The organism is Streptomyces griseus, from assembly GCF_900460065.1.
In the GTDB taxonomy this organism is placed as follows: domain Bacteria; phylum Actinomycetota; class Actinomycetes; order Streptomycetales; family Streptomycetaceae; genus Streptomyces; species Streptomyces griseus.
The window spans coordinates 265,187-286,860 of sequence record NZ_UAVD01000052.1; the positions used below are offsets into that span (position 1 = coordinate 265,187).

Annotated in this window: 22 protein-coding genes and 1 pseudogene; 12 read left to right on the forward strand and 11 right to left on the reverse strand. The window is 71.8% G+C overall.

The window, feature by feature from the left end; translation table 11 throughout:
• The first annotated feature begins 292 nt into the window (after positions 1-292).
• The 3 genes and pseudogenes from DTB53_RS33250 to DTB53_RS33260 all read left to right on the forward strand — a co-directional run bounded on the left by DTB53_RS33250 (position 293) and on the right by DTB53_RS33260 (position 2,379).
• Entirely contained in the window at positions 293-907 is a 615-nt protein-coding gene (locus tag DTB53_RS33250) for a TetR/AcrR family transcriptional regulator (RefSeq protein ID WP_012377653.1), read from the forward strand.
• Between the two features lie 77 nt (positions 908-984).
• Positions 985-1,530: an MOSC domain-containing protein gene (locus DTB53_RS33255; protein ID WP_003964122.1), complete on the forward strand. Its 546-nt coding sequence runs from the start codon at positions 985-987 to the stop codon at positions 1,528-1,530.
• Between the two features lie 37 nt (positions 1,531-1,567).
• A pseudogene (locus tag DTB53_RS33260) lies at positions 1,568-2,379 on the forward strand (IS5 family transposase).
• 444 nt (positions 2,380-2,823) lie between these two features.
• Here DTB53_RS33260 and DTB53_RS33270 read toward each other — a convergent pair.
• Positions 2,824-3,933 (reverse strand): ABC transporter substrate-binding protein, encoded by a 1,110-nt coding sequence (locus DTB53_RS33270; protein ID WP_012377655.1) that lies wholly within the window; start codon positions 3,931-3,933, stop codon positions 2,824-2,826.
• A 361-nt stretch (positions 3,934-4,294) separates the two neighbouring features.
• Positions 4,295-4,804 (reverse strand): hypothetical protein, encoded by a 510-nt coding sequence (locus DTB53_RS33275; RefSeq protein ID WP_042495352.1) that lies wholly within the window; start codon positions 4,802-4,804, stop codon positions 4,295-4,297.
• A gap of 199 nt (positions 4,805-5,003) precedes the next feature.
• On the opposite strand from DTB53_RS33275, the gene DTB53_RS33280 reads away from it, so the two are divergent.
• The 3 genes from DTB53_RS33280 (at position 5,004) to DTB53_RS33295 (ending at position 8,159) form a co-directional block, all read left to right on the forward strand.
• Complete coding sequence (locus tag DTB53_RS33280; protein WP_012377656.1) at positions 5,004-5,876, forward strand: alpha/beta fold hydrolase; 873 nt, start codon at positions 5,004-5,006, stop codon at positions 5,874-5,876.
• 929 nt (positions 5,877-6,805) lie between these two features.
• Positions 6,806-7,462: a DedA family protein gene (locus tag DTB53_RS33290; protein ID WP_003964126.1), complete on the forward strand. Its 657-nt coding sequence runs from the start codon at positions 6,806-6,808 to the stop codon at positions 7,460-7,462.
• A gap of 145 nt (positions 7,463-7,607) precedes the next feature.
• Positions 7,608-8,159 carry a tellurite resistance TerB family protein gene (locus DTB53_RS33295; protein ID WP_012377658.1) on the forward strand — a complete coding sequence of 184 codons (552 nt, stop codon included), beginning with the start codon at positions 7,608-7,610 and terminating at the stop codon, positions 8,157-8,159.
• 76 nt (positions 8,160-8,235) lie between these two features.
• Here DTB53_RS33295 and DTB53_RS33300 read toward each other — a convergent pair whose 3' ends face one another.
• The 3 genes from DTB53_RS33300 to DTB53_RS33310 all read right to left on the reverse strand — a co-directional run bounded on the left by DTB53_RS33300 (position 8,236) and on the right by DTB53_RS33310 (position 10,513).
• Positions 8,236-8,433, reverse strand: coding sequence for a ferredoxin (locus tag DTB53_RS33300; RefSeq protein ID WP_042498028.1), 198 nt, complete (start codon positions 8,431-8,433; stop codon positions 8,236-8,238).
• 5 nt (positions 8,434-8,438) lie between these two features.
• Positions 8,439-9,689 carry a cytochrome P450 gene (locus tag DTB53_RS33305; protein WP_012377659.1) on the reverse strand — a complete coding sequence of 417 codons (1,251 nt, stop codon included), beginning with the start codon at positions 9,687-9,689 and terminating at the stop codon, positions 8,439-8,441.
• Positions 9,690-10,021: 332 nt separating this feature from the next.
• Positions 10,022-10,513 (reverse strand): FBP domain-containing protein, encoded by a 492-nt coding sequence (locus DTB53_RS33310; RefSeq protein WP_003964130.1) that lies wholly within the window; start codon positions 10,511-10,513, stop codon positions 10,022-10,024.
• Positions 10,514-10,597: 84 nt separating this feature from the next.
• Here DTB53_RS33310 and DTB53_RS33315 point away from each other — a divergent pair, with 84 nt between their 5' ends.
• Together DTB53_RS33315 and DTB53_RS33320 are read left to right on the forward strand one after the other, a co-directional pair.
• The gene (locus tag DTB53_RS33315) at positions 10,598-11,170 is read left to right on the forward strand and encodes a TetR/AcrR family transcriptional regulator (RefSeq protein ID WP_012377660.1); all 573 of its coding nucleotides are present in this window, start codon (positions 10,598-10,600) and stop codon (positions 11,168-11,170) included.
• Between the two features lie 72 nt (positions 11,171-11,242).
• Entirely contained in the window at positions 11,243-12,427 is a 1,185-nt protein-coding gene (locus DTB53_RS33320) for a GDSL-type esterase/lipase family protein (RefSeq protein WP_012377661.1), read from the forward strand.
• 118 nt (positions 12,428-12,545) lie between these two features.
• On the opposite strand, the gene DTB53_RS33325 is transcribed toward DTB53_RS33320, so the two are convergent.
• Complete coding sequence (locus DTB53_RS33325) at positions 12,546-13,124, reverse strand: snapalysin family zinc-dependent metalloprotease (RefSeq protein ID WP_012377662.1); 579 nt, start codon at positions 13,122-13,124, stop codon at positions 12,546-12,548.
• Between the two features lie 278 nt (positions 13,125-13,402).
• On the opposite strand from DTB53_RS33325, the gene DTB53_RS33330 reads away from it, so the two are divergent.
• Positions 13,403-14,293: an NAD-dependent protein deacetylase gene (locus DTB53_RS33330; RefSeq protein ID WP_012377663.1), complete on the forward strand. Its 891-nt coding sequence runs from the start codon at positions 13,403-13,405 to the stop codon at positions 14,291-14,293.
• Positions 14,294-14,330: 37 nt separating this feature from the next.
• On the opposite strand, the gene DTB53_RS33335 is transcribed toward DTB53_RS33330, so the two are convergent.
• The 4 genes from DTB53_RS33335 to DTB53_RS33350 all read right to left on the reverse strand — a co-directional run bounded on the left by DTB53_RS33335 (position 14,331) and on the right by DTB53_RS33350 (position 18,624).
• A complete protein-coding gene (locus DTB53_RS33335; protein WP_012377664.1) occupies positions 14,331-15,353 on the reverse strand; it encodes an ABC transporter substrate-binding protein in 1,023 nt (340 codons plus the stop codon).
• Between the two features lie 16 nt (positions 15,354-15,369).
• Positions 15,370-16,152 (reverse strand): ABC transporter ATP-binding protein, encoded by a 783-nt coding sequence (locus DTB53_RS33340; protein ID WP_003964136.1) that lies wholly within the window; start codon positions 16,150-16,152, stop codon positions 15,370-15,372.
• Positions 16,152-17,261, reverse strand: a complete 1,110-nt coding sequence (locus tag DTB53_RS33345) for a FecCD family ABC transporter permease (protein ID WP_012377665.1) — start codon at positions 17,259-17,261, stop codon at positions 16,152-16,154. The genes DTB53_RS33340 and DTB53_RS33345 overlap by 1 nt, the downstream gene beginning before the upstream one ends.
• Positions 17,262-17,583: 322 nt before the next feature.
• Positions 17,584-18,624 carry an endonuclease/exonuclease/phosphatase family protein gene (locus DTB53_RS33350; protein ID WP_012377666.1) on the reverse strand — a complete coding sequence of 347 codons (1,041 nt, stop codon included), beginning with the start codon at positions 18,622-18,624 and terminating at the stop codon, positions 17,584-17,586.
• An 86-nt stretch (positions 18,625-18,710) separates the two neighbouring features.
• Between DTB53_RS33350 and DTB53_RS33355 the strand changes: the two genes are divergently transcribed.
• From DTB53_RS33355 to DTB53_RS33365, 3 genes are all read left to right on the forward strand, one after another.
• On the forward strand, positions 18,711-19,397 hold the full coding sequence (locus tag DTB53_RS33355) for a response regulator transcription factor (protein WP_003964139.1): 687 nt from the start codon (positions 18,711-18,713) through the stop codon (positions 19,395-19,397).
• A gap of 229 nt (positions 19,398-19,626) precedes the next feature.
• Entirely contained in the window at positions 19,627-20,688 is a 1,062-nt protein-coding gene (locus DTB53_RS33360) for a sensor histidine kinase (protein ID WP_236586414.1), read from the forward strand.
• The gene (locus DTB53_RS33365; protein WP_012377668.1) at positions 20,685-21,011 is read left to right on the forward strand and encodes an antibiotic biosynthesis monooxygenase family protein; all 327 of its coding nucleotides are present in this window, start codon (positions 20,685-20,687) and stop codon (positions 21,009-21,011) included. The genes DTB53_RS33360 and DTB53_RS33365 overlap by 4 nt, the downstream gene beginning before the upstream one ends.
• A gap of 115 nt (positions 21,012-21,126) precedes the next feature.
• Here DTB53_RS33365 and DTB53_RS33370 read toward each other — a convergent pair whose 3' ends face one another.
• Complete coding sequence (locus tag DTB53_RS33370) at positions 21,127-21,672, reverse strand: AAA family ATPase (RefSeq protein WP_003964142.1); 546 nt, start codon at positions 21,670-21,672, stop codon at positions 21,127-21,129.
• Positions 21,673-21,674: the final 2 nt, after the last annotated feature.

Below are 21,674 nucleotides of genomic sequence, written 5' to 3' on the forward strand. Positions count from 1 at the left end.
TCGTCGCGGGATCCGGTGTGGCCGGTGCAGATGGGACCGGGGCGGCTTGACCGCATGTCTCTCCGCGGCGCGGCTCTCCGCGCGGTGCGGGTCTTCATGCGGGTGGTTCACGGCAAGTGCCCGGAGAACCAGCGGTGTTACTCGCTGGTCACTTGCGGCAGCGTAGGTCTTCGTGTCACTCAGTGACAAGACGTCTGCATGCGCCGATTCCGCCGTGGTCGCTATGCTCTGCGGAACAGGGCCGACTCCGGGGGTGCGGGTGCGTGAACTGCCGTCCGCGGAAGGCGGACCGATGGCCGGGGCAGCAGCCAGGCCGTCGCTCGCCCAGCGGCGCAGGGCCGCGCTCCGCCTCGAAATCGCCGGCGAGGCCGTCCGCCTGTTCACCTCCCAGGGCGTCACCGCCACCACGGGCGAAGAGATCGCCCGGGCCGTGGGCATCTCCTCCCGCACCCTGTGGCGCCACTTCCCCACCAAGGAGAGCTGCGTCCTGCCCCTGCTCTCGGCCGGGCTCGACCTGGCCGTGGACCAACTGGCCTCGTGGCCGCCCGGGATGACGCTGCTGGATTTCGTGACGCGGTCCAGCCGCAGCGGCGCGCTGCCCCCGGCGGCTCCGGCCGTCCTCGACCTGATCCGGATGACGTCCACCGATCCCGCGCTCCGGGCCGTCTGGCTCCAGGCCCACGACGACGCCCTGCCGGTCCTCGCGGAACTCCTCGCCCGGCGCTCGGGGGGCGGCGCCGACGCGCTGGGAACGAAGGTGCACGCGGCGACGCTCAACGGCGCGCTGCGCGCGGCGGCGGAGGAGTTCGCCCAGCGGTACGCGGACGACCCCGAGGCGTCGGGCGAGGAGATCACGGCCTGCGTCCTGGCCGCCCTGCGGGCCGCATCGGAGGGCTTGCCCTACTGACCGGCCGAGGCCCCGGACGGGGCCGGCCGTACGATCGGGCGACGAACCACGGACGACGACGACACACGGAGGGCACCATGGGCGGCCGGGTCACCGCGGTCAGCCGCAACGAGCGGTACGGGTTCAGCAAACCCACCCGCCCGTCCATCACGCTGCTCGCCGGGCTCGGCGTGGAGGGGGATGTGCACGCGGGAACGACGATCCGCCACCAGTTCCGCATGACGTACGAACCGGACCTGCCCAACCTGCGCCAGGTCCACCTGATGCACGAAGAACTCTTCGAGGAGCTCGCGCTCAAGGGCTTCGACGTGTCGGCGGGCCGGCTCGGCGAGAACGTCACCACCGCGGGGGTGGACCTCCTCGGGCTTCCCGCCGGCACCCTGCTGCACCTCGGGAAGGAGGCGGTCCTGGAGGTGACCGGGCTGCGCAATCCGTGCGCGAAGATCAACGACTTCCGCCCGGGGCTGCTGGGCGAGGTGTTCGCCCTGGACCCCGTGTCGGGAGAGTTCACCTTCAAGTCGGGCGTCATGGCCGTGGTCCGCACCGGGGGGACGGTACGCGCCGGCGACACCGTCGAGGTCGAGCTGCCGCCGCCCCCGCACCGGGCCCTGGAACGCGTCTAGGGAGTGTCTTTCCGATCATCGGATCGTTGGTCCGGTCATGAGGGATGGGGAGATTTCTGACGCTGCCTGGGCGGTGATGGTGCCGCTGCTGCCGCCTGCGGGTCGGGCTCGTGGCCGGTGGCGGGATCACCGTCAGGTGCTTGAGGGCATCGTGTTCAAGTTCCGTACCGGTCTGCCCTGGAGGGACCTGCCTGATCGGTTCGGCCCGTGGCAGACCGTGCACGGACGGTTCGCCCGCTGGGCGGCCGACGGCACCTTCGACCGCCTCCTGGCCGCCGCTCAGGGCCGGGCGGAGGTGGACTGGCTGGTCGCGATCGACTCCACAACCGTGCGGGCCCACCAGCACACTGCCGCCAAAGGGGGCTTGAGGAACGCGGACTGGGACGCTCCCGCGGCGGGCTGACCAGCAAAGTCCACCTGGCCTGCGACGGCGCGGGCAGACCGCTGGGCTTCCTGCTCACCGGCGGCAACCGCAACGACTGCACCCAGGCCGAAGCCGTCATCGACCGCATCCGCGTGGCCGGGCCGGGACCGGGACGACCACGGACCCGGCCCGATCGCATCGTCGCGGACAAGGGCTACTCCGCCCGCGCCTTCCGGAGCTACCTGCGACGGCGCGGGATCAAGGCCACGATTCCCGAACGCACCGACCAGCTCGCCGGCCGCAGACGACGCCGGGAACGGCCCTGCGGATTCGACCGGGCCTCCTACCGGCGACGCAATGTCGTCGAACGCTGCTTCCACCGCCTCAAACAATGGCGCGGCATCGCCACCCGCTACGACAAACGCCCCGACCGCTACCTCGCCGCCATCACCCTCGCCAGCACACTCATCTGGCTCGACACATGATCGACAAGACACCCCCTAGGGCGTTTTCCGAAAGTGGATGCTGGTCATGCGATGGCCTTGGTCCGTGTCGCGTGGAGATCTGACGGACGAGCAAGGGACCCTGCCGGAGCCGCCGTCGCCGAAGGGGAAGAAGCCGGGGCGGCCACGTGTGTGATCACCCCGGCGGCTGAACGACGGCATACGATCTTCCGGCCAGGCGGCCCACCGCAAGAACGCGGCTCGCGCGGCGGTCGGCCGCCCAGGCGCGACAGGGCCGACCCTGAGGAGAGGCACGCGGTGGAGTGCGGCACCAACCGCGTCGAAAGACACCGCGCCGTCGCCACGAGGTACGACAAGCTCGCCGTCCGCCACGAGGCGAACGTCCTCGTCGCCGCCATCAACGAGCTGCTGCGAACCGCACGTTCGACGTTCGGCAGATCCGGACAGTCGGACCGCCACGCCCACTCAGCCGGCGTGGAGGATCCGAAAGCGATCGGGTTCCGCCGGGTCCCGGTCAACGACGTGGATGGGTGTCCAAGCCCATTGCCAGACGCTGATGCCCGGCGTGCGGGAGAACCGGATCGGCCCGCGGGTGCCCTCGACCGCGACGCGCGGCCATGACCCGGCGAGGGCCGCCCGGTCCGTGCCGTGGGAACGCAGCAATCCCGCGAGGACGGCGACGGTGTCCCACCCCTCGAAGGCGACGAAGGAGGGCGCTTCGCCGAGCCGCTCGCGGAGCTCCTTCCCGACGCGTTCACCGAGCGGACCGAGGCGCTCGGGCAGGTAGCGCAGGAACGGGATCCCGGCGCCGTCATCGCCCAGCGCCGCGGCCCATTCGGCGAACTCCGGTTGTCCGGCCGGAGCGCCGAGAAGGATCTCCGCGAGCCGCCGGTCACCCCGGACGGCCCGGACGATGGGCACCGCCGGCTCCGGATGGCCGACCAGCAGGAGCAGCGCTGTCGCGCCATGGTCGACGAGCGCGTCGCACAGGGCCTCGGGCGTGAGCGTCGCGTCGAGTTCGAGGACGGTGCCGCCGCGGGCAGCGAGGTGGTCCCGCAGGACGCGGGTCCCGGACGCCCAGTAGACGCTCGGCTGGGTCACCACGGCGATCCGACTCCGGCCCGTGCGGAGGAGGAAGTCCGCGTAGATCCGCCAGCCGTGGGACTGGGCCGGGGCCAGACGCGCGACCCACTCCGTCGGCTCCTCGGTGAGCGCGTCGAGCACCGCGGACGAGCAGAGAAACGGTACGCCGAGGGCGTCGGCTCGGGCGGCGGCGGCGCGGGCGACCACGCTGTGATACTCACCCGCCACGGCGGCCACGCCCAGGTGGGCCAGTTCGTCCACGGCCGCGGCAGCCCGCTCCGGATCGGCCGCGGTGTCCCGAACCACCAACTCCAGTGGTCTGCCGTCGATCCCGCCGGCGTCGTTGACCTCACCAACGGCCAGGTCGAGTCCTGCGAGCAGGTGTCGGCCCGCCTCGACCCAGCCGGGCCGCGTCAGCGGAACCAGAGCGCCCAGGCGGACGGGTGACCTGTCCGTGTGCTCCGCTCCGGACGGCGATGGTGGCGTGTTCATCGGGTGGCGTCTCCCCTGGGACGATGCGGTCGCGGTCCGCCCGGATCGCGCGCCGGCCGCTGACGGTGCGCGACCATCACGTCCCGCCGAGGCGGACGCGCCCGGGTGATCTTGCCGGTCATTGGATCCGACACCCGCGCTCACACGCAACCGAGATTCTGCTCGCTGAGCTGCCAGGCTTCATCGGCACCGGCACGGGCCTGCACCCAGCAGGGGCTTCCGAAACACGCGTCTGGACGGCCCGGGCAGCGGGCCGCGACCCGGCCGGCCGGGCCCGGTCGTGGCGGGCACCGGCCTCTTCCGACGGCCCAGGCCCCGACGCGGCCGAGGAGGCCGGCGCCGGGACCGCGCTCCCGGCCGACTAGCCCTGCTGCTCCAAGGAGTCGGCGAACGCGCGCAGCGCATCGGCCAGATCCTTCTTCGTGGGCAGCTCGTCGACCTTCTTCTCCAGGTCGTCGATCCGCCGGGCGACCTCCGCGAGATCGGCGGGAGCGGTCGGCGAGGGGCTGGGCCCGACCGTGGGATTCGGACCGCTCGGATGGGCACTGGGCTCGGGGCCCCCGGTGGATCCGGAATCGCCGCCGTCCGATCCTCCGGAACCGCCCACGTTCCCGCTGCCGTCCGACCCGCCGGAACCGCTCACGCTCCCGCCGTCCGACCCCCCGGAACCGCTCACACTCCCGCCGCCGTCCAAGCCCCCGGCGCCGCCGTCGCCGCCACCCGAGACCTCACCGCCGCCGCTCGATCCCGCGGGCACGCTTTCGACCGGCACCGGATCCGGGCCGGTCGACCCCTCGTCCGACGTACCCACGGCCAGCGCACCGCCGACTCCGAACACCACCGCGGCAGCGGCTCCGGCCAATGCCGCCATCACACGTCTCGTCCGTCGATTCCCCGAAATCTCCATTCTCCAGACCCTAGCCACCACCTGAGGCGGAGGGACGGGTTCCTCCAACCCTCGCGATGTTTCCCCTTCCCCGATCCACCCTAACCCCTCTAACGCGACTTGACAGGTTAGGTGCGGGCGCCATGATGGAGCCAACCAGCAAATCGATCCAGAGGGGTTAGTCATGACTGCCGTCCATCACCGCTTCACGGACGTTCAGGGCCGGCGGATCTTCTACCGCGAGGCCGGCGACGCCGAGGCGCCCGCCGTCGTGCTGCTGCACGGCTTCCCGACCAGTTCGTTCATGTTCCGCGACCTCATTCCCGCGCTGGCCGGCCGCTTCCACGTGATCGCGCCCGACCACCTGGGCTTCGGCCTCTCCGACGCCCCCTCGACCGACGCGTTCACCTACACCTTCGACGCGCTCGCCGAGCTGACCGCGCGACTGCTCGAAAAGCTGGGGGTGAGCCGCTACGCCGTCTACGTCCAGGACTACGGGGCGCCGATCGGCTGGCGGCTCGCGCTGGCCGACCCCGCGGCCGTCACGGCGATCATCACGCAGAACGGCAACGGCTACGACGCGGGCTTCGTCGAGAGCTTCTGGGGGCCGATCCGCGACTACCAGCGCGAGCAGACGCCCGAGAACGAGGCACACGCACGCAGCGCGCTGACCCTGGAGGGCATCAAGTGGCAGTACGTCACCGGCACTCCGGACGAGAGCACCGTCAGCCCCGACACCTGGCACCACGACTTCGCCCTCGTCTCCCGCCCCGGCAACGACGAGATCCAGCTGTCGCTGTTCCGTGACTACGCGAGCAACTCGCCGCTGTACCCGGCGCTGCACAGCTACCTCCGCGCGCACCGCCCGCCGGTTCTCGCGGTGTGGGGGAAGAACGACCCGATCTTCGGCCCCGACGGCGCCCGCGCCTTCGCCGACGACGTTCCGGATGCGGAGATCCACCTCCTGGACGGAGGCCACTTCCTGCTGGAGAGCGCAGGCGAGGCGGTGGCCGCGCTCATCCTCGACTTCCTGGGCCGCGTCCACAGCGGGGTCTGACCACGCCAGGAGCCTTCGGCGGCGAGCCGGAGGCGGCGTGCGCCCGGCGGCGGCCACCCTCCACGGCCGGCGCCGGGCCGCACGTCGGCGCCCGTCGGCCGTCGCGGCGTCCCGGCGGCGAAATGCGCTTCAGGTTCGCTTCAGTTCGGGCTGTTAGAGTGCAGTCCTGCGGCGGCAATTCGCCGAGCGGCTTCGGCACTTCGCCCTTGAGCCGAATCGACCGGGACAGGGAGCGTAGGAATGCGCTGCAGGGAGATTCTGGCCTTCTGTGCCGGTATCGCCGTGCTCCTGCTGATTTCCGTGTTCACCCTCGGTTCCTCCACCCAGACCCCGGGGACCGTCGACACGTCGACTCATTCCCACTCCGTTTCCGTATTCGACGGGTCGGGGCCGAGCGCTCCGCTGGAGGGCGTCGACGGTGACGCCACGCTCCAGCACCGCCACAAAGCGGGAAGCGCTACGGCCTCTCCTCCCGTGCCGGCGGGCATTCCCTCCACCTCACCTGATCTCCACGACTGCGCGGCGGATGCCGCCCGGCAGCATGCTGCGCACCCGGGTTCGCGAAGCCCTGCCCGTGTCCAGATCCTTCGCTGCTGAGCGGAGCCTTGGTCCGCCGTGCGGCAGCCCCTCGGGCCCCCGCGCGGCCCGACGCCCCGCGGTAGCCCGGCACTCGCCGCGGTAGCAGTACCGCGCTCGCCCCCTGTGGTGAGCAGGCCCCCGTGGCCCCCGGTCCCTGATCTCCCGCTCGCGGCTGTGTGTCCTCACATCCCGCGCCATGCGGAATTCCGTCGCTATTCCCTCGCGATGGGGCGCGGATTCCTCACTCGGTATCCGGCCGGATCCTGTGGCCTTCGCGCCCCGAAAGATATGAAGCCGAGTTGACGAGCACTCCGACCTCGGCCCCCTACTCAGTCCTGGAGCAGACGCACATGCAGCATTTCCCCCTCGCCTCGGAGCAGGCGAGCGGCATCGCAGGGTGGGCGACCAGCCTTGTCGAAACCATGGGTGGCCCCGGGGCCGGGCTGGCGATCGCCTTGGAGAATCTCTTTCCGCCGCTGCCGAGCGAAATCATTCTGCCGCTGACGGGTTTCGCCGCGGGGCAGGGAGTGATCAGCCTGTTCTCCGCGCTGTTCTGGACGACGCTGGGGTCGGTGGTAGGGGCTGTCGCCCTCTATCAGATCGGCGCTCTCTTCGGCCGGGACCGCATGTACGCGCTGTGGGAGCGGCTTCCCCTGGTGAAGGTCTCCGATCTCAGGAAGACCGAGGCCTGGTTCGTCAAGCACGGCATGAAGGCCATCTTCTTCGGCCGGATGATTCCGATCTTCCGCAGCCTGATCAGTGTTCCGGCAGGCCTGGAGCGCATGCCGCTGCCGATCTTCATACTCCTCACCGCTCTGGGCAGCTTCATATGGAACTTCATCCTCGTCATGGCCGGATACCTGCTGGGTGACCAGTGGGAGCTCGTGGAGAGTTACGTCGGAGTGCTCTCGAAGGTCGTTCTGGTTCTGGTGGTCGTGGCGTTGGTCGTGGCGGTCGCTCGCAGGCTGCGTTCCCGTCGAGGTGACCGGCAGAGGGGCCACGCGTGACCGGTTCGGCCAACGGTCCTGAGCCGTCCGCTCCGGGAGGCACACCGGTCACCCGGCGAGGGCCGCCGACGAGCGGTCACGCAGGAATTCGCCAGCGGCCGCGCACCGGGCGCGGACCGTCGATCCGATCGGCAAGGGGACACGTATGGCTATGTGGGACCGCATCAAGGACCAGGCCAAGGGGCTTCAGCAGCAGTCGCAGGGCACGAGGGGCCCGGCCGGCCAGGGACAGCCGGGCACCGGATCCTCCGGCGGCTCGAAGGAGAAGTTGGTGGGGCTGCTCAAGTCGCAGCTCGGCTCCCTCAAGACGGAGCTCAAGAGTGGGGCGTACCGGGACGCGAGTATGGCGATGTGTGCTCTGGTCGCGGCCGCCGACGGGTCCGTCGACCCCGCCGAGCGGCACCACGTGGAGACGCTGATCCTGCAGAACGACGTCCTGCAGAACTTCCCTCCGGAGCAGCTGCGGCAGAGGTTCAACAAGCATGTCGATCAGATGATGTTCAACTTCCAGCAGGGCAAGACGGAGGCCATGCAGGAGATCGCCAAGGCCGCGAAGAAGCCCGTGGAGGCCAAGGCCGTCGTTCAGACCGGCTTCGTGATCGCCGGTGCGGACGGGTACATCGCCCCGGCAGAGGCGCAGGTCCTCCGGGAGGCGTGCATGGCGCTCGGGGTGTCCCCGCAGGAGTTCGGGCTCTGATCCGACCGGTGCGCCTCGCGCGGCGGCGGGGACCCGGCGGGACGCGACCGTTTCGCGTCCCGCCGGACCCGGCCCGTCAGTCGTCGGTCAGGGACACCGCCCCGACCGGGCAGGCCCGAACGGCCTCCCGCACCCGTGGGTGGTCCCCCGTCCCCGCCGTGCTCCCGGGAAGCATCTCGCTGAACCCGTCGTCGTCCTGCGTGAACACGTCGGGCGCGGTCAGCGCGCACATGCCGGCCCCCACGCACCGTTCCCTGTCGACCCGCACGCCCATGCCGCTCACCAGGCCACGGGCAGGTGCAGAAGGCCCTGGATCGTGTCCCCGGGTTTGTGCCGGATCTCGTGCGCGGGCACGGCGAGCCTGAGTCCCGGCAGCCGCTCGAAGAGAGTGCGCAGGGCGATGTCGAGCTCGGTGCGGGCCAGATTCTGGCCCAGGCACTGGTGGACGCCGAAGCCGAAGGCGAGGTGGTGCCGGGAAGGCCGGTCCCAGTCGAGCGTCTCCGGATTCTCGTAGACCTCGGTGTCGCGGTTGATGAGCGAGGTCGAGAAGAACACGCCCTCTCCCTCGCGGATCGTCGTCCCGGCCACCTCGATGTCCTCGGTGGCCAGCCGTTGCAGTCCCTCGGCGATGGAGAGGAACCGCAGCAGTTCCTCGACCACCGCGGCCGTCGTCGTCCTCCCGGAGCGCAGCGCCTCCAGCTGTTCCGGGTGGTTCAGCAGCGTGAACGTGCCGAGCGAGATCATGTTCGCCGTCGTCTCGTGCCCCGCGACGAGGAGGATCACCGCGAACGAGACGAGGTCCTCGCGGTCGACGGGTCCGCCGGGGTGGTCCCGGTGGATCAGTTCGTCCAGGAGCCCCTCCCCCGGCTCCACCCGCTTGCGGTCGATCAGGGCGCCCAGATAGCCCTCCAGCTCGATCCGGGCCTCGTTCACATCGGCCGCGCCCGGGCCCTGCAGGAGCCGCCGGGAGCAGCCCTCGAAGAACTCGTGGTCGGCGTACGGCACACCGAGGAGCGCGCAGATCACCATCGACGGCACCGGCAGCGCGAAGTCGGCGACCAGTTCGGACGGCGGGCCCTGCCGCTCCATCGCGTCCAGCAGTCCGTCCACCGTCTCCTGGATGCGGGGGCGCAGCGCGGCTATCCGCTTCACGGAGAAGCTCGGGATGAGCATCCTGCGCTGGGCGTTGTGCTCGGGGTCGTCGACGCCGAGCAGGGCCACTCGCCTCCGCTCGACGTTCGCGAACCGCTCGGCCGGAACGGGGAAGTCGGGGTGGGTGCGATCGGTGGACAGGCGCGGATCCGCCAGTAGCCGGCGGGCCAGGGCGTGGCCGGTGACGGCCCAGACCGGACGCCCGTCGAAGAGGGTGACCCGGCTGAGCGGCCGGTCCGCGCGGAGCGGTTGGTACCCGGTGGGCGGGTGGTAGGGGCAGTCGCGGTTCTGGGGGAAGGGTGTCGTGGAGGTCGGTTGCGTCGGAGGGGCGGTGGGAGCGGGGTCCTGGCGGGCCGGTTCCGTCGTGGATTCCGTCATGGAGCGGTCGCCTCGCAGTGCTCGGTGTCAGGTGCGGAGCGGGTCGCTCCGCACCTCTCCCAATTGGATGCCCCAGGCACCTATTTGGTCGACATCGGGACCGGCCACATCGCGGGGACCCGGATCTGGCCGGTGCCTTTCGCACACGGTCGAACGGTTTCGCATCCGCTCAGGTCCAGCGGGTGCGATGGAGGGAGCACCGGCCCCCTCCACGGCCGGAACCGATCAGGACGGCGTCCGGAACCTTGCCGTCGACCATGTCGCTCCCGCTCGGCGAGGGCGCGCACGGGCTGTCCGTGCGGCACGGCACCGTCCGAGCCGCACAGCCCGGATCATCCGGTCACCCTGGCGATGAACGCCTCGACGTTCATCACGGTTCGCTCGATCTGCTGCTCCAGGGTGAGGGACTCGCGGAGCCGTGACCCGACGCCCGCGTCCTTCTTCCCGCGCACGTAGAGCGAGCAGGCGAGGTCGGTGCACATGTAGGCGCCGACCGAGTTGCCCTGCTGTCCCGCTTTCCCGGCCCTGGGGGCCACGAGCAGGGAGACGCCTCCGGTGTGGACGGTCACGCACAGCGAACACATGCTGCGGCGGGTCTGCCAGGATCCGGCGTCGGAGGAGCGCAACTGGATGCCGACGGGGCCCTCGCCCGAGCCGAGCACGAGATAGGCCCGGTCGGGGGCCTGCGGGTCGCGCCAGCCCAGGAAGTCCAGGTCGCCCCAGGGGCGGTCGAGGAGGTCGCGGGGCACGGACAGGCGCTTGGCCTCGCCCTTGGTGCAGTTCACGAAGGACGTACGGATGTCTTGTTCGGTCAGGGGGTCCATGGGACTCACGCTAATTTGCCTAATCTCATTAGGCAAACGTATATTTTTCTTAGGTAACCGCAGGTGAGAGGTCCGGAGGGTCGCATGGCACGAGCAGGGCTGACCCCGGAGCGCGTCGTACGGGCGGGGGCCGATCTCGCGGACGGGATCGGCTTCGAGCAGGTGACCCCCTCGGAGCTCGCCCGGAAGCTGGGCATCAGGACCGCGAGCCTGTACTCGCACGTCAAGAACGCCCACGACCTCAAGACCAGGATCGCGCTGCTGGCCCTGGAGGAACTCGCCGACCAGGCGTCGGCGGCACTGGCGGGGCGGGCGGGCCGGGACGCGCTCGGCGCCTTCGCCAACGCCTACCGCGACTACGCCCTCCAGCACCCCGGACGCTTCGCCGCAGCCGGGTTCCGGCTCGACGCGGACGCGGCGGCCGCGAGCGCCGGCGGCCGGCACTCCCGGATGATGCGGGCGATCCTGCGCGGCTACGACCTGACCGAGCTCCAGCAGACGCACGCGGTGCGGCTCCTGGGCAGCGTCTTCAGCGGCTATGTGCGACTGGAGACCGCCGGCGGCTTCCGGCACAGCTCCCCCGACTCCCAGGAGAGCTGGACGGAGATCCTCGACGCGCTCGACTCCCTGCTGCGCAACTGGCCCGCGTCCCCCTGACCCCGCACCCTCCTCGCCCCGCTCCCCCGCGACCCGCCTCCCGCCCCCTCGACGAACGAAGAGACCGAGACCATGACCACCCGGCACGACTGGACGACCACCCCCATCAGCGCCGACATCGTCCGGGGCGCGCTCGACCTGGAGCGGACCGGGCGCGGCACGCTGCCGCACCGGCTGCCCGCGGGGGCACGGCGGCAGATCCCCGACGACCAGTTGGCCATGGCCGCATCGCAGCCCTCCGGGGTCCGGCTGGCGTTCCGCACCCGGGCCACCGCCGTCGAACTGGACGTGGTGGCGACCAAGCGGGTCTATCCCGGTGCGCCGCCGCGCCCCGACGGGGTGTACGAACTCCTCGTGGACGGCCGCCCCACCGCCCGGGCCAGTGCCCCCGACGGTGACACGCTCACCGTCGATCTGGCCTCGATGACCTCGCGGACCCGGCCCGGCCCCGTGGAAACGCTCCGGTTCACCGGACTGCCGGACGAGGACAAGGACGTCGAGATCTGGCTGCCGCACGACGAGACCACGCTCCTGGTCGCCCTGCGCACCGACGCGCCGCTCAGGAGCCCCGCCCCGAGCGGCCGGCCGGTCTGGCTGCACCACGGCAGCTCCATCAGCCACGGGTCCAACGCCACCACCCCCACCGGCACCTGGCCCGCCCTGGCCGCCGGCCTCGGCGGAGCCGATCTGATCAACCTGGGGTTCAGCGGCAGCGCCCTGCTCGATCCGTTCACCGCCCGAGCCATGCGCGACACCCCGGCCGACCTGATCAGCGTCAAGATCGGCATCAACCTCGTCAACGCCGACCTGATGCGGTTGCGCGCGTTCGGCCCGGCGGTCCACGGCTTCCTCGACACCCTCCGCGAAGGCCACCCCACCGCACCGCTGCTCGTGGTCTCGCCGATCTGCTGCCCCATCCACGAGACCACGCCGGGCCCCTGCGCCCCGGACCGGAGCGCGATGGGCGAGGGGCGGCTGCGGTTCGTCGCCATGGGCGACCCCGCGGAGACCGCCGCCGGAAAGCTGACCCTCACCGTCATCCGCGAGCAACTCGCCCGGATCGTCGCCGAACGCGCGGCCGACGACCCCCATCTGCACTACCTCGACGGTCTCGACCTGTACGGCGCGAGCGACCACGCGGAACTCCCGCTCCCCGACGACCTGCACCCGGACCCCGCCGCCCACCGGCGCATCGCCGAACGCTTCGCCCGCCACGCCTTCGGCCACGACGGCCCCTTCACGCCGAAGCACCGCTGACACCGGGCGGATCCGGCGCGCCACCCCGTCCCCGGGTCCGGCGGCGGGCCGGCCGGGGACGGGGTGGCCGGGCGACGGTTCAGAGGAGACCGGCGCCCGCGCGTCCTCGTACGACCGGTTACGGGGCGTCCACCAGGACGCGTCCGTCGGCCGGCACGCGCGAGGCGAGGCCGCCCGCGTAGGCGGACTCGACGCGGGACTGCTCGGCCGCGTTCGGTACGGCGTTCTTGCAGCTGGTGCCGGCGCTGGATCCCGACATCAACTGGGAGCAGGGGCCGGGCTTGGTGTCCGGCAGCCCCAGGCTGTGGCCGATCTCGTGAGCGGCGATACGGGTCTTGTCGTGGCCCTGGGCGACCGCCTGGCTGCCCAGCTCGACCCTGACCTGGCCGCCGGGCCGGACCGGGCCGAGGGTGGCCTGCGGCCAGCCGCTGGTGGCCACGATCTGTATCTCGGCACGTGTGCCGGGTGCGGCCTCGACCAGCTTGACGTTGTCGACGTTGGAGTTCCACGAGGCCACGCCGGCCGCGATCTGCGCCTCCCAGCCGCCCGCACGGCTGTCGTCGTACCGGAGGGTGACCACCGCGGACGCGTCCTCCGCCGCCGGTTCCGGCGCGGGAGCGGCCTGCGCCGCCGTCGCCGCGGCCAGGGTGATCGCCGCGGCGACACCCACTGCCTTGAGCCATCTGGATTCCAGCATTGCTGTCCCTTCACTCTCATGGGGGCTCGGCTCCGCGCGGAGCCGAGGGAGTGGGAGGGCGGTCGCCGCGCACCGTGCGGACACGAGGGCCGGCCGCCGATCCTCCCGGGGCCGCAGAACCTATGCCGCGCTCACAGCTTGATCATGCACCTGCCATAACATCCGGCCGGAAACACACCCTCCCGGGATCTTCGGCCCGCCCCTCCGTCCTCGGGGATCGCCCCGTGCGGTCCTGCCGCCCGGCGCCGTCGTCGGGGCGTGTTCCGTACCCTGGGGGCATGCGCATGCGACCCACCCTGAGCTGGACCTCCGCCGAGGAGCCGCTGCCGGGCACCACGGACCTGGAGCCGGTCGTCGAGGCGCTGCGCGGCGGCGGTGTGCTGGTCCTGAGCGGTGCCGGCATCTCCACGGAGTCGGGCATCCCCGACTACCGGGGCGAGGGCGGGAGCCTGAGCCGCCACACCCCGATGACCTACCAGGACTTCACCGCCGACGCCGGGGCCCGTCGCAGGTACTGGGCGCGCAGCCATCTCGGCTGGCGTACGTTCGGCCGCGCCCGGCCCAACGCCGGGCACCGGGCCGTGGCCGCGTTCGGGCGGCGGGGGCTGCTCTCGGGTGTGATCACCCAGAACGTCGACGGCCTGCACCAGGCCGCCGGCAGCGCGGACGTCGTGGACCTCCATGGCCGGCTGGACCGGGTCGTCTGCCTGTCCTGCGGCGCCTTCGGCCCGCGCTCCGAGCTGGCGCGCAGGCTGGAGGAGGCCAACGAGGGCTTCGCGCCGGTGGCCGCGGCGATGAACCCGGACGGGGACGCCGACCTCACGGACGAGCAGGTCGGGGACTTCCGCGTGGTGCCCTGCGCGGTCTGTGGCGGCGTGCTCAAACCGGACGTGGTGTTCTTCGGCGAGTCGGTGCCCCCGCGACGGGTCGAGCACTGCCGCGCGCTGGTCGACGCGGCGAGCGCCCTGCTGGTCCTGGGCTCCTCGCTGACGGTGATGTCCGGGCTCCGGTTCGTCCGGCAGGCCGAACGTTCGGGACTGCCGGTGCTGATCGTCAACAGGGACCCGACCCGGGGTGACCGGCACGCTCTGCCCCGTATCGCCCTCCCGCTGGGCGACGCCCTCACCACCGCGGCCGGCCGACTGGGCGTCCGGGTCGACGACGACTGACGCCCGGGACCGGGCGCGGTGGCGGGGGTCGCGGGCTCTACCGGGCGAACTCCCTCAGGTCCTCCGCCAGCGAGCTGATGGCCGCGGGGTTGCGCGGGCTCTCGACCAGGTCCACGTAGTCCAGGACGACGATCCGGTCGTTCCGGATCGCGGACACCCCGGCGAGCGGCTTGTAGGACTTCAGGAACCTCCGCTTCTCGTCCGCTCCGGTGTCGCCGTAGTTGTTGATGACGATGACCTCGGGGTCGCGGTCGACCACGGTCTCCCAGCCCACCGTCGTCCAGCTGTCCTTGAGGTCCTTCATGATGTGGTCGCCGCCGGCCTTGGTGATGATGTCGTGCGGTCCGGCGTACGCCCCCGAGGTCAGCGGCTTGTCCTTCCCGTCGTCGTACAGGAAGACGCGGAGGCGGTCGTCGCCCTCGGCCGCCTTCGCCCGCGCCTCGGCCACCTCCTGGCGGAACGACGTGATGAGGGTGTCCGCCCGGTCCTCGACGTCGAAGATCCTGCCGAGGTTCCGCAGGTCGGTGTAGAGCGCTTCGAGCGGGGGCATGACGCCCCGGGCCTTGCCCTGGCCGTTGCGGCACGACTCGCTGAGCAGGTACGAGTCGATGCCCACCCGCTCCAGTTCGGCGGGGGTGAATCCCTCGCCCTCGTTGAATCCGTAGTTCCAGCCGGCGAAGACCAGGTCGGCGCGGGCGTCGAGGACCAGTTCCTTGTTGATCCGCTCCTTGGAGAGCCACTTGGTCTTCTCGTAGCCGTCCTTCCACGGGACGGACGTCCGGTCGCCCTTGTCGTCGGGCATCACGTATCCGGCCATGTGGTCCTCGAGCCCGAGGGCGAACATGATCTCGGTGATGCCGGTGTCGTTGGTGACGACGCGTTGCGGGGCCTTGTCGTACGTCTTCTCCTCCCCGCAGTTCTCGACGGTCACCGGGTAGTGGCGGTCGGCCCCGGACTCGCCGGTCCTCCCGTCGGCCTGTGAGGTGACGTCCGCTCCGCAGCCGGTGAGGGCCAGGGCGGCCGCGAACGCGAGGGCCGCGGGGCGCAGGGGGTTGGGCATGGTGGTCGAGGCTCCTTCAGGAGGTGGGGCGGGCGGGGGGAAGGTCGAAGATCAGTTGGAGCGCTCCGGTCTCCGGATGGGCGACGCGGTGCGCCCGTACGCCGAAGACGTCGGCCAGCAGCTCGGTGGTCAGGACCGTGTGCGGGGCCCCGGAGGCGACGATCCGGCCGCCGTCGATGACATGGACCAGGTCGCAGTGCAGGGCCGCCAGGTTCAGGTCGTGCAGGGCGGTGAGCACGGTGAGGCCGCTGCCGCGGACCAGGGCGAGGACCTCCAACTGGTGCGCGATGTCCAGATGGTTGGTGGGTTCGTCGAGCACCAGCACCCGGGGCTGCTGGGCGAGGGCGCGGGCGATCAGAACACGCTGCCGTTCCCCGCCGGAGAGGGTGAGGAAGCCGCGTTCGGCGAGGTGTCCCGCGCCGACCCCCGCCAGCGCCTCGTGGCAGAGGCGGCGGTCCTCGTCGGACGCCCGGGCCACCGGCCCCTGGTGCGGCAGCCGGCCCATGGCGACGATCTCGGCGACGGTGAAGTCGAATTCGGCGACCGCGTCCTGGGGAAGGGCCGCCAGCCGTCGGGCGCCTTCCCGGGTGGTCAGGGAGTGCAGGTCCTCACCGCCGATCCTCACAGCGCCGGCCGAGGGGCGCAGGGCCCGGTAGACACAGCGCAACAGGGTCGATTTCCCGCTGCCGTTCGGGCCGACCAGCCCGACGAGCTGTCCGTCGGCCGCGCCCAGGGTGACCTGGTCCACCAGCCGTGCGCCGGCGATCTCCACGGTCAACGCGTCGATGTCGATCCGCATCAGATGCCTCCGAAGGAGTAGGCGCGCCGCCGCATGAGGAGGATGAAGCAGGGAACGCCGATGACCGCGGTGAGGACCCCCACCGGCAGCTCGGCCGGCGCCAGCACCACGCGCGACAGGATGTCCACCCAGATCAGCAGGACGGCTCCCGCCAGGGGGGCGACGGCCAGGAGCCGGCGGTGGTCCGCGCCGACCAGCATCCGGGCGGCGTGCGGGACCATCAGGCCGACGAAGCCGATCGCTCCGCTCACCGCGACGACCGCCCCCGTGACGGCGGCGGAGACGAGGAAGAGTTCCTTGCGCAGCCTCCCGGCGTCGACCCCGAGGGCGGCGGCGGTCTCGTCCCCGAGGGCGAGGGCGTTGAGGCGCCGTGCCGACCAGCCGAGGTGGGCGAGGCCGGCGAGGACCGCTCCGGCGGCGATCGGCACGGCGGCCCAGTTGGCCCCGCTCAGGCTGCCGAGCAGCCACATCATCGCGGACCGGGCCGCTTCCCCGCGCTCGGCCGCGAACACCATGAACGTGGTGACGGCGGAGAACCCGTAGTACATCGCGGTCCCCGTCAGGACGAGCCGGAGGGGGGTCAGTCCGCGTTCGGTGCGGGCGACCGCGTACACGAGCAGCATGGCGAGCAGTGCGGAGAGGAACGCCGCCGTCGACAGGGCCCAGATGCCCAGTGCGCCCAGGGCCCCGAAGATGAGTACGGCGTTGGCGCCGACCGCCGCGCCCGAGGAGATCCCGAGGACGAACGGGTCGGCCAGCGCGTTGCGCACCATGGCCTGGACGGCCACGCCGATGGCGGACAGGCCCGCGCCGACGACGGCCGCCAGCACGGCCCGTGGCAGGCGCAGTTCCCAGACGATGGTGTAGGCAGGGACCTCGTCGGGGCCGATGGCCCCACCGGTCAGTCCTGCCCACAGGTAGCGCGTCACCTGGGCCCAGGAGAGTCCCGAGGCGCCGAGCGCCGCCCCGCAGACGAGGGAGAGGGGCAGGGCCGCGCACAGGCACGCCAGGAGTATCGGCAGGGGTACGCGCCGCGGTGGCGCCGGTCCGGTGCCGTCGTGCGCCGGGCGTGACGGCTTGGAGGGTATGCGGTCGACAGACGTGGCCACGGACCGGTCGCTTTCGCCTCGGGCCGTGCGTCGCGCGATGAGGAGCGGCCCCGGACGGCGGCCGCCCCGCGCAGCGCCCGTTTCGCAGTCCACGGCGAATCGTCAGGAGCCTTCTCCGCCGCGGGTGATCGGGCTCACGGAACCCGGGGGCTCCGTCTACCGTTGCGGGTCAGCGCCGGATTTCGACCGGACTTCCCCCGTGGCGGAACGCAGCCTAGCGCGTGCGTTCACCCTCCCCCGGCGGAGGGTGAACGGCGGCGTGCGAAAGGCGTGGTCGACCGCTCCGACGGGCGGTGGAGCCCGGACGGGTCCGGGGGCCTCGTCACCAGCTGACGCGGGCGGCCACCGGGAGGTGGTCGCTACCGGTGGCGGGCAGGAGCCACGAGCTCTCCGGCTCCACGCCCCGTACGAGAATCTGGTCGATCCGCGCCACCGGGAAGGTGGCGGGCCAGCTGAAGCCGAACCCGTCGCCGGCCACCTCCTGCGCCGAGCGCATCCGCGAGGTGATGCCCGCGTACGCACGGTCGTCCAGGGTCCCGTTGAGATCGCCGAGCAGCACCACCCGCTCGTTCCGCTCGGCGGCGACGGCCCGGCCGAGCGACCGCGCGCCGGCGTCCCGTTGCCCCGAGGAGAGGCCCGCCCGAGGGTTCACCCGCACGGATCCGAGGTGCGCCACGTACACCGCCAGGGGCCCGTGGTCCGTGGCCACCGTGGTGCGCAGTCCCCGGTTGTACGCCAGCTTGACCTCGGCGGGCTTCGCGTCCCCCAGCGGCCCCGCGTCCATCGCGACGTCGACCGGCCGGGTGTCCGACAGCGGCAGCCTGCTCCACACACCGACGGTGCCCAGCACGGTGTGGTGGGGGTAGGCCGTCGCCAGCTCCCTCTCGTACGTCCTCCGGTCCGCCGGATCCAGCTCCTCCAGTGCCAGCACGTCGGCGCCGGCGGCGGCCAGGGCGCGGGCGGTGCCCACCGCGTCGGGGTTGTCGGCGCCGACGTTGTGGCTGACCACGGTGAGGTCTCCGCCCTGGCGGGACTTGTCGGCGAGCAGCCCGCCGAAGAGGTGCAGCCACACGACGGCCGGCAGCAGGAGCGCGGCGCCCGCGAGGAGGGAGCGGCGCAGCAGCGCCCCGGCCAGCAGCACCGGGATGAGGAGGCCGAACCACGGGAGGAAGGTCTCCACCAGGCTGCCGAGGTTCCCCACCCCGTTCGGGATGCTCGCGTGCAGCGGCAGGAGCAGGCCCAGCAGCAGCGCCGCGACGGCGAGCCCCCGGCCGCGCTTCCAGGGCCCTGCCGCCGCGCCGACGGCGAGAAGCGCACGCGACCGGCGGAGTGCTGTCCACGCTGAAGGCGGTCGTCGATTCATGCCACGAGTCAAGGCACGGCGCTGTTGCCGGCACGTATGCGGTTTTCGATACACCGGCGATAGGCGCCGACTCGTAGCATCGGCCCATGCGCGTGCTGATCGTCGAGGACGAACCCCTTCTCGCGCAGGCCGTCCGCGACGGCCTGCGTCTCGAAGCGATCGCGGCGGACATCGCGGGGGACGGGGACACCGCTCTGGAGCTGCTGAGCGTCAACACCTACGACATCGCCGTCCTGGACCGCGACGTCCCCGGGCCGTCCGGCGACGAGATCGCCGAACACATCGTCGCCTCCGGCAGTGGCATGCCGATCCTCATGCTCACGGCGGCCGACCGCCTCGACGACAAGGCCTCCGGGTTCGGGCTCGGCGCCGACGACTACCTCACGAAACCCTTCGATCTCCGGGAGCTCGTGCTCAGGCTCAGAGCGCTCGACCGCCGACGCGCCCACAGCAGACCGCCCGTGCGCGAGATCGCGGGCCTGCGGCTGGACGTGTTCCGCAGGGAGGTCTACCGGGACGGCCGCTACGTCGCCCTGACCAGAAAGCAGTTCGCGGTGCTCGACGTCCTCGTCGCCGCCGACGGCGGTGTCGTCAGCGCCGAAGACCTCCTGGAACGCGCGTGGGACGAGAACGCCGACCCGTTCACCAACGCCGTGCGCATCACCGTCTCGGCCCTGCGCAAACGGCTCGGCGAACCCTGGATCATCGCCACCGTACCGGGCGTCGGCTATCGCATCGGTACCGCTCGTGGCGCCGGAGAGGACCGTGACTAGGGCCTGTCGTCACACTGCCGTCGTCGCCCGAAGGGCGGCCGGGCGGCGCCTGGCGCGTGCGATCGCGAGGCGCCGCAGTGGCCTCGTGGCGGAGCTGCCAGGGCATTTCGGCAACGCCGCGAGCGTGCGTGCCAGGCATCGCCCGGCAGGCGGCAGTGTGACGACAGACCCCAGGCGCCCCGGGCTGAGCGTCCGTCTCAAGCTCACCCTCAGCTACGCCGGATTCCTCATGGTCGCCGGCGTCCTGCTGCTCACGGCGGTGTGGGTGTTCCTCCTGGAGTACGTTCCCGACGACTGGGACCGGCGGATGCTCCACGAGAATCCCAACCGTCAGCTTCTCGCGTACACCTTCGCTCCGGCGGCGGCCACCGTGCTGGCGGTCCTCCTCGTCGTCGGCCTCCTGGGAGGATGGGTCCTGGCCGGCCGTATGCTCGCCCCGCTGACCCGGATCACCGAAGCCACCCGCGCGGCCACCCACGGGTCGCTCGCCCACCGCATCAGGCTGCCGGGCCGCAGGGACGAGTTCCGTGAACTCGCCGACGCGTTCGACACGATGCTGGCCCGGCTCGAGGCACACGTCGCCGAACAGGAGAGGTTCGCGGCCAACGCCTCCCACGAGCTGCGCACGCCGCTGGCGATCTCCAGAACGCTTCTCGATGTGGCCCGCGCCGATCCGAACCGCGACCCCGACGAGATCATCGACCGCCTGTACGCCGTCAACGGCAGAGCGATCGACCTCACCGAGGCCCTGCTCGTGCTCAGCCGGGCCGACCGGCGTTCCTTCGCCCGGGAACGGGTCGACCTTTCGCTGCTGGCCGAGGAGGCCGCCGAGACCCTCCTGCCCCTCGCGGAGGAGCACGGCGTCACCGTCGAGACCCACGGCGAGATCGCCCCCGCGACCGGATCGCCCGCGCTCCTGCTCCAGCTGACCACGAATCTCGTGCACAACGCGATCGTCCACAACCTGCCCGACGGCGGCACGGTCCGGGTCACCGCCTCGGTCCGGCCGGAGACCGTGGTGCTCACGGTCGACAACACGGGCGCGAAGGTCACCCCCCAGTTGGCCGCGACGCTCACCGAACCCTTCCGGCGTGGCGCCGGACGGCTGCACACCCACCACGCGGGGGTCGGGCTCGGCCTGGCCATCGTCAAGACCATCACCCGCGCGCACGACGGGACGCTCACCCTCGTCCCGCGTCCGGACGGCGGGCTGCGCGTCACGGTGGAACTCCCCGCGTCAGCCCCGCCCGCCGACGGAACCGGAACGCCGTACGGCAGGATGGAGCCATGAGCGTAGTCAAGATCAATGTGCTGACCGTCCCCCAGGAACAACGCGAGACGCTGGAGAAGCGCTTCGCCTCCCGGGCCCACGCCGTGGAGAGCTCCGACGGATTCGAGTGGTTCGAGCTGCTCCGGCCCGTCGAGGGCACGGACGACTACCTCGTCTACACGCGCTGGCGTGACGAGGCCTCCTTCCAGGCATGGATGGAGGGGCCGATGAAGGCGGCCCACCAGGGCGGCGCCGACGGCGGTGAGCGCCCCAAGCCGGCGGCCGGCGGGTCCACGGTGTGGTCCTTCGAGGTCGTGCAGCAGGCCGCCCCGACCGGCGTGTAGCGCCCGTCCGACGCCCGTCCGCCCCGAGCCGGGCGGGTGCGGCCGTGTGACCTGCCCGGTCCGTGCCCGGCCGGACCGGGCGGGTCGGTCGTGCCGTCTGCCGGGCCCGGGCAGGTCAGCGGTCGACCGCCGGAAGCAGAGCCAGGCCGGTGTCGCGCAGGATGCGGTCGACGGTCCCGGTCAGCGGGCTGTCGGGACCGATCACGGTTTCGACGCCGTCGGGCAGAACGTCGCGGGGCCGGTACCAGTCCCGCAGCTGGTTCTCGTCGACCTCGTCGGCGATCGGCTTGGTGGCGTGCCGGGCCACCGTCTCGGCGAAGGGGACGTCCAGGTAGTACCCGTGGGTCGGGCCCCGGTGGTCGGCGCGCAGCCGGGCGAGCATGTCGCCGTAGTGGTCGGCGTAGAGGATGCCCTCGACCACCACGTGGTAGCCGGCGTCCAGGGCGTAGCGGGCTGTCAGGTCGATCAGACCGATGTTCGCCGCCCCTGGCCGGTCGCGTTCGCGCAGCACGGTACGGCGGAGGTTGTCCTGGCCGACCACGGCCAGTCCGCGGCCGAAGCGGTCGCGGAGACCCGCCGCCACGCTCGACTTCCCCGACGCGCTGTTGCCGCGCAGGACGATCAGCCGGGTCTCCTCGGTCCCCACGTTCACTCCGCACACGC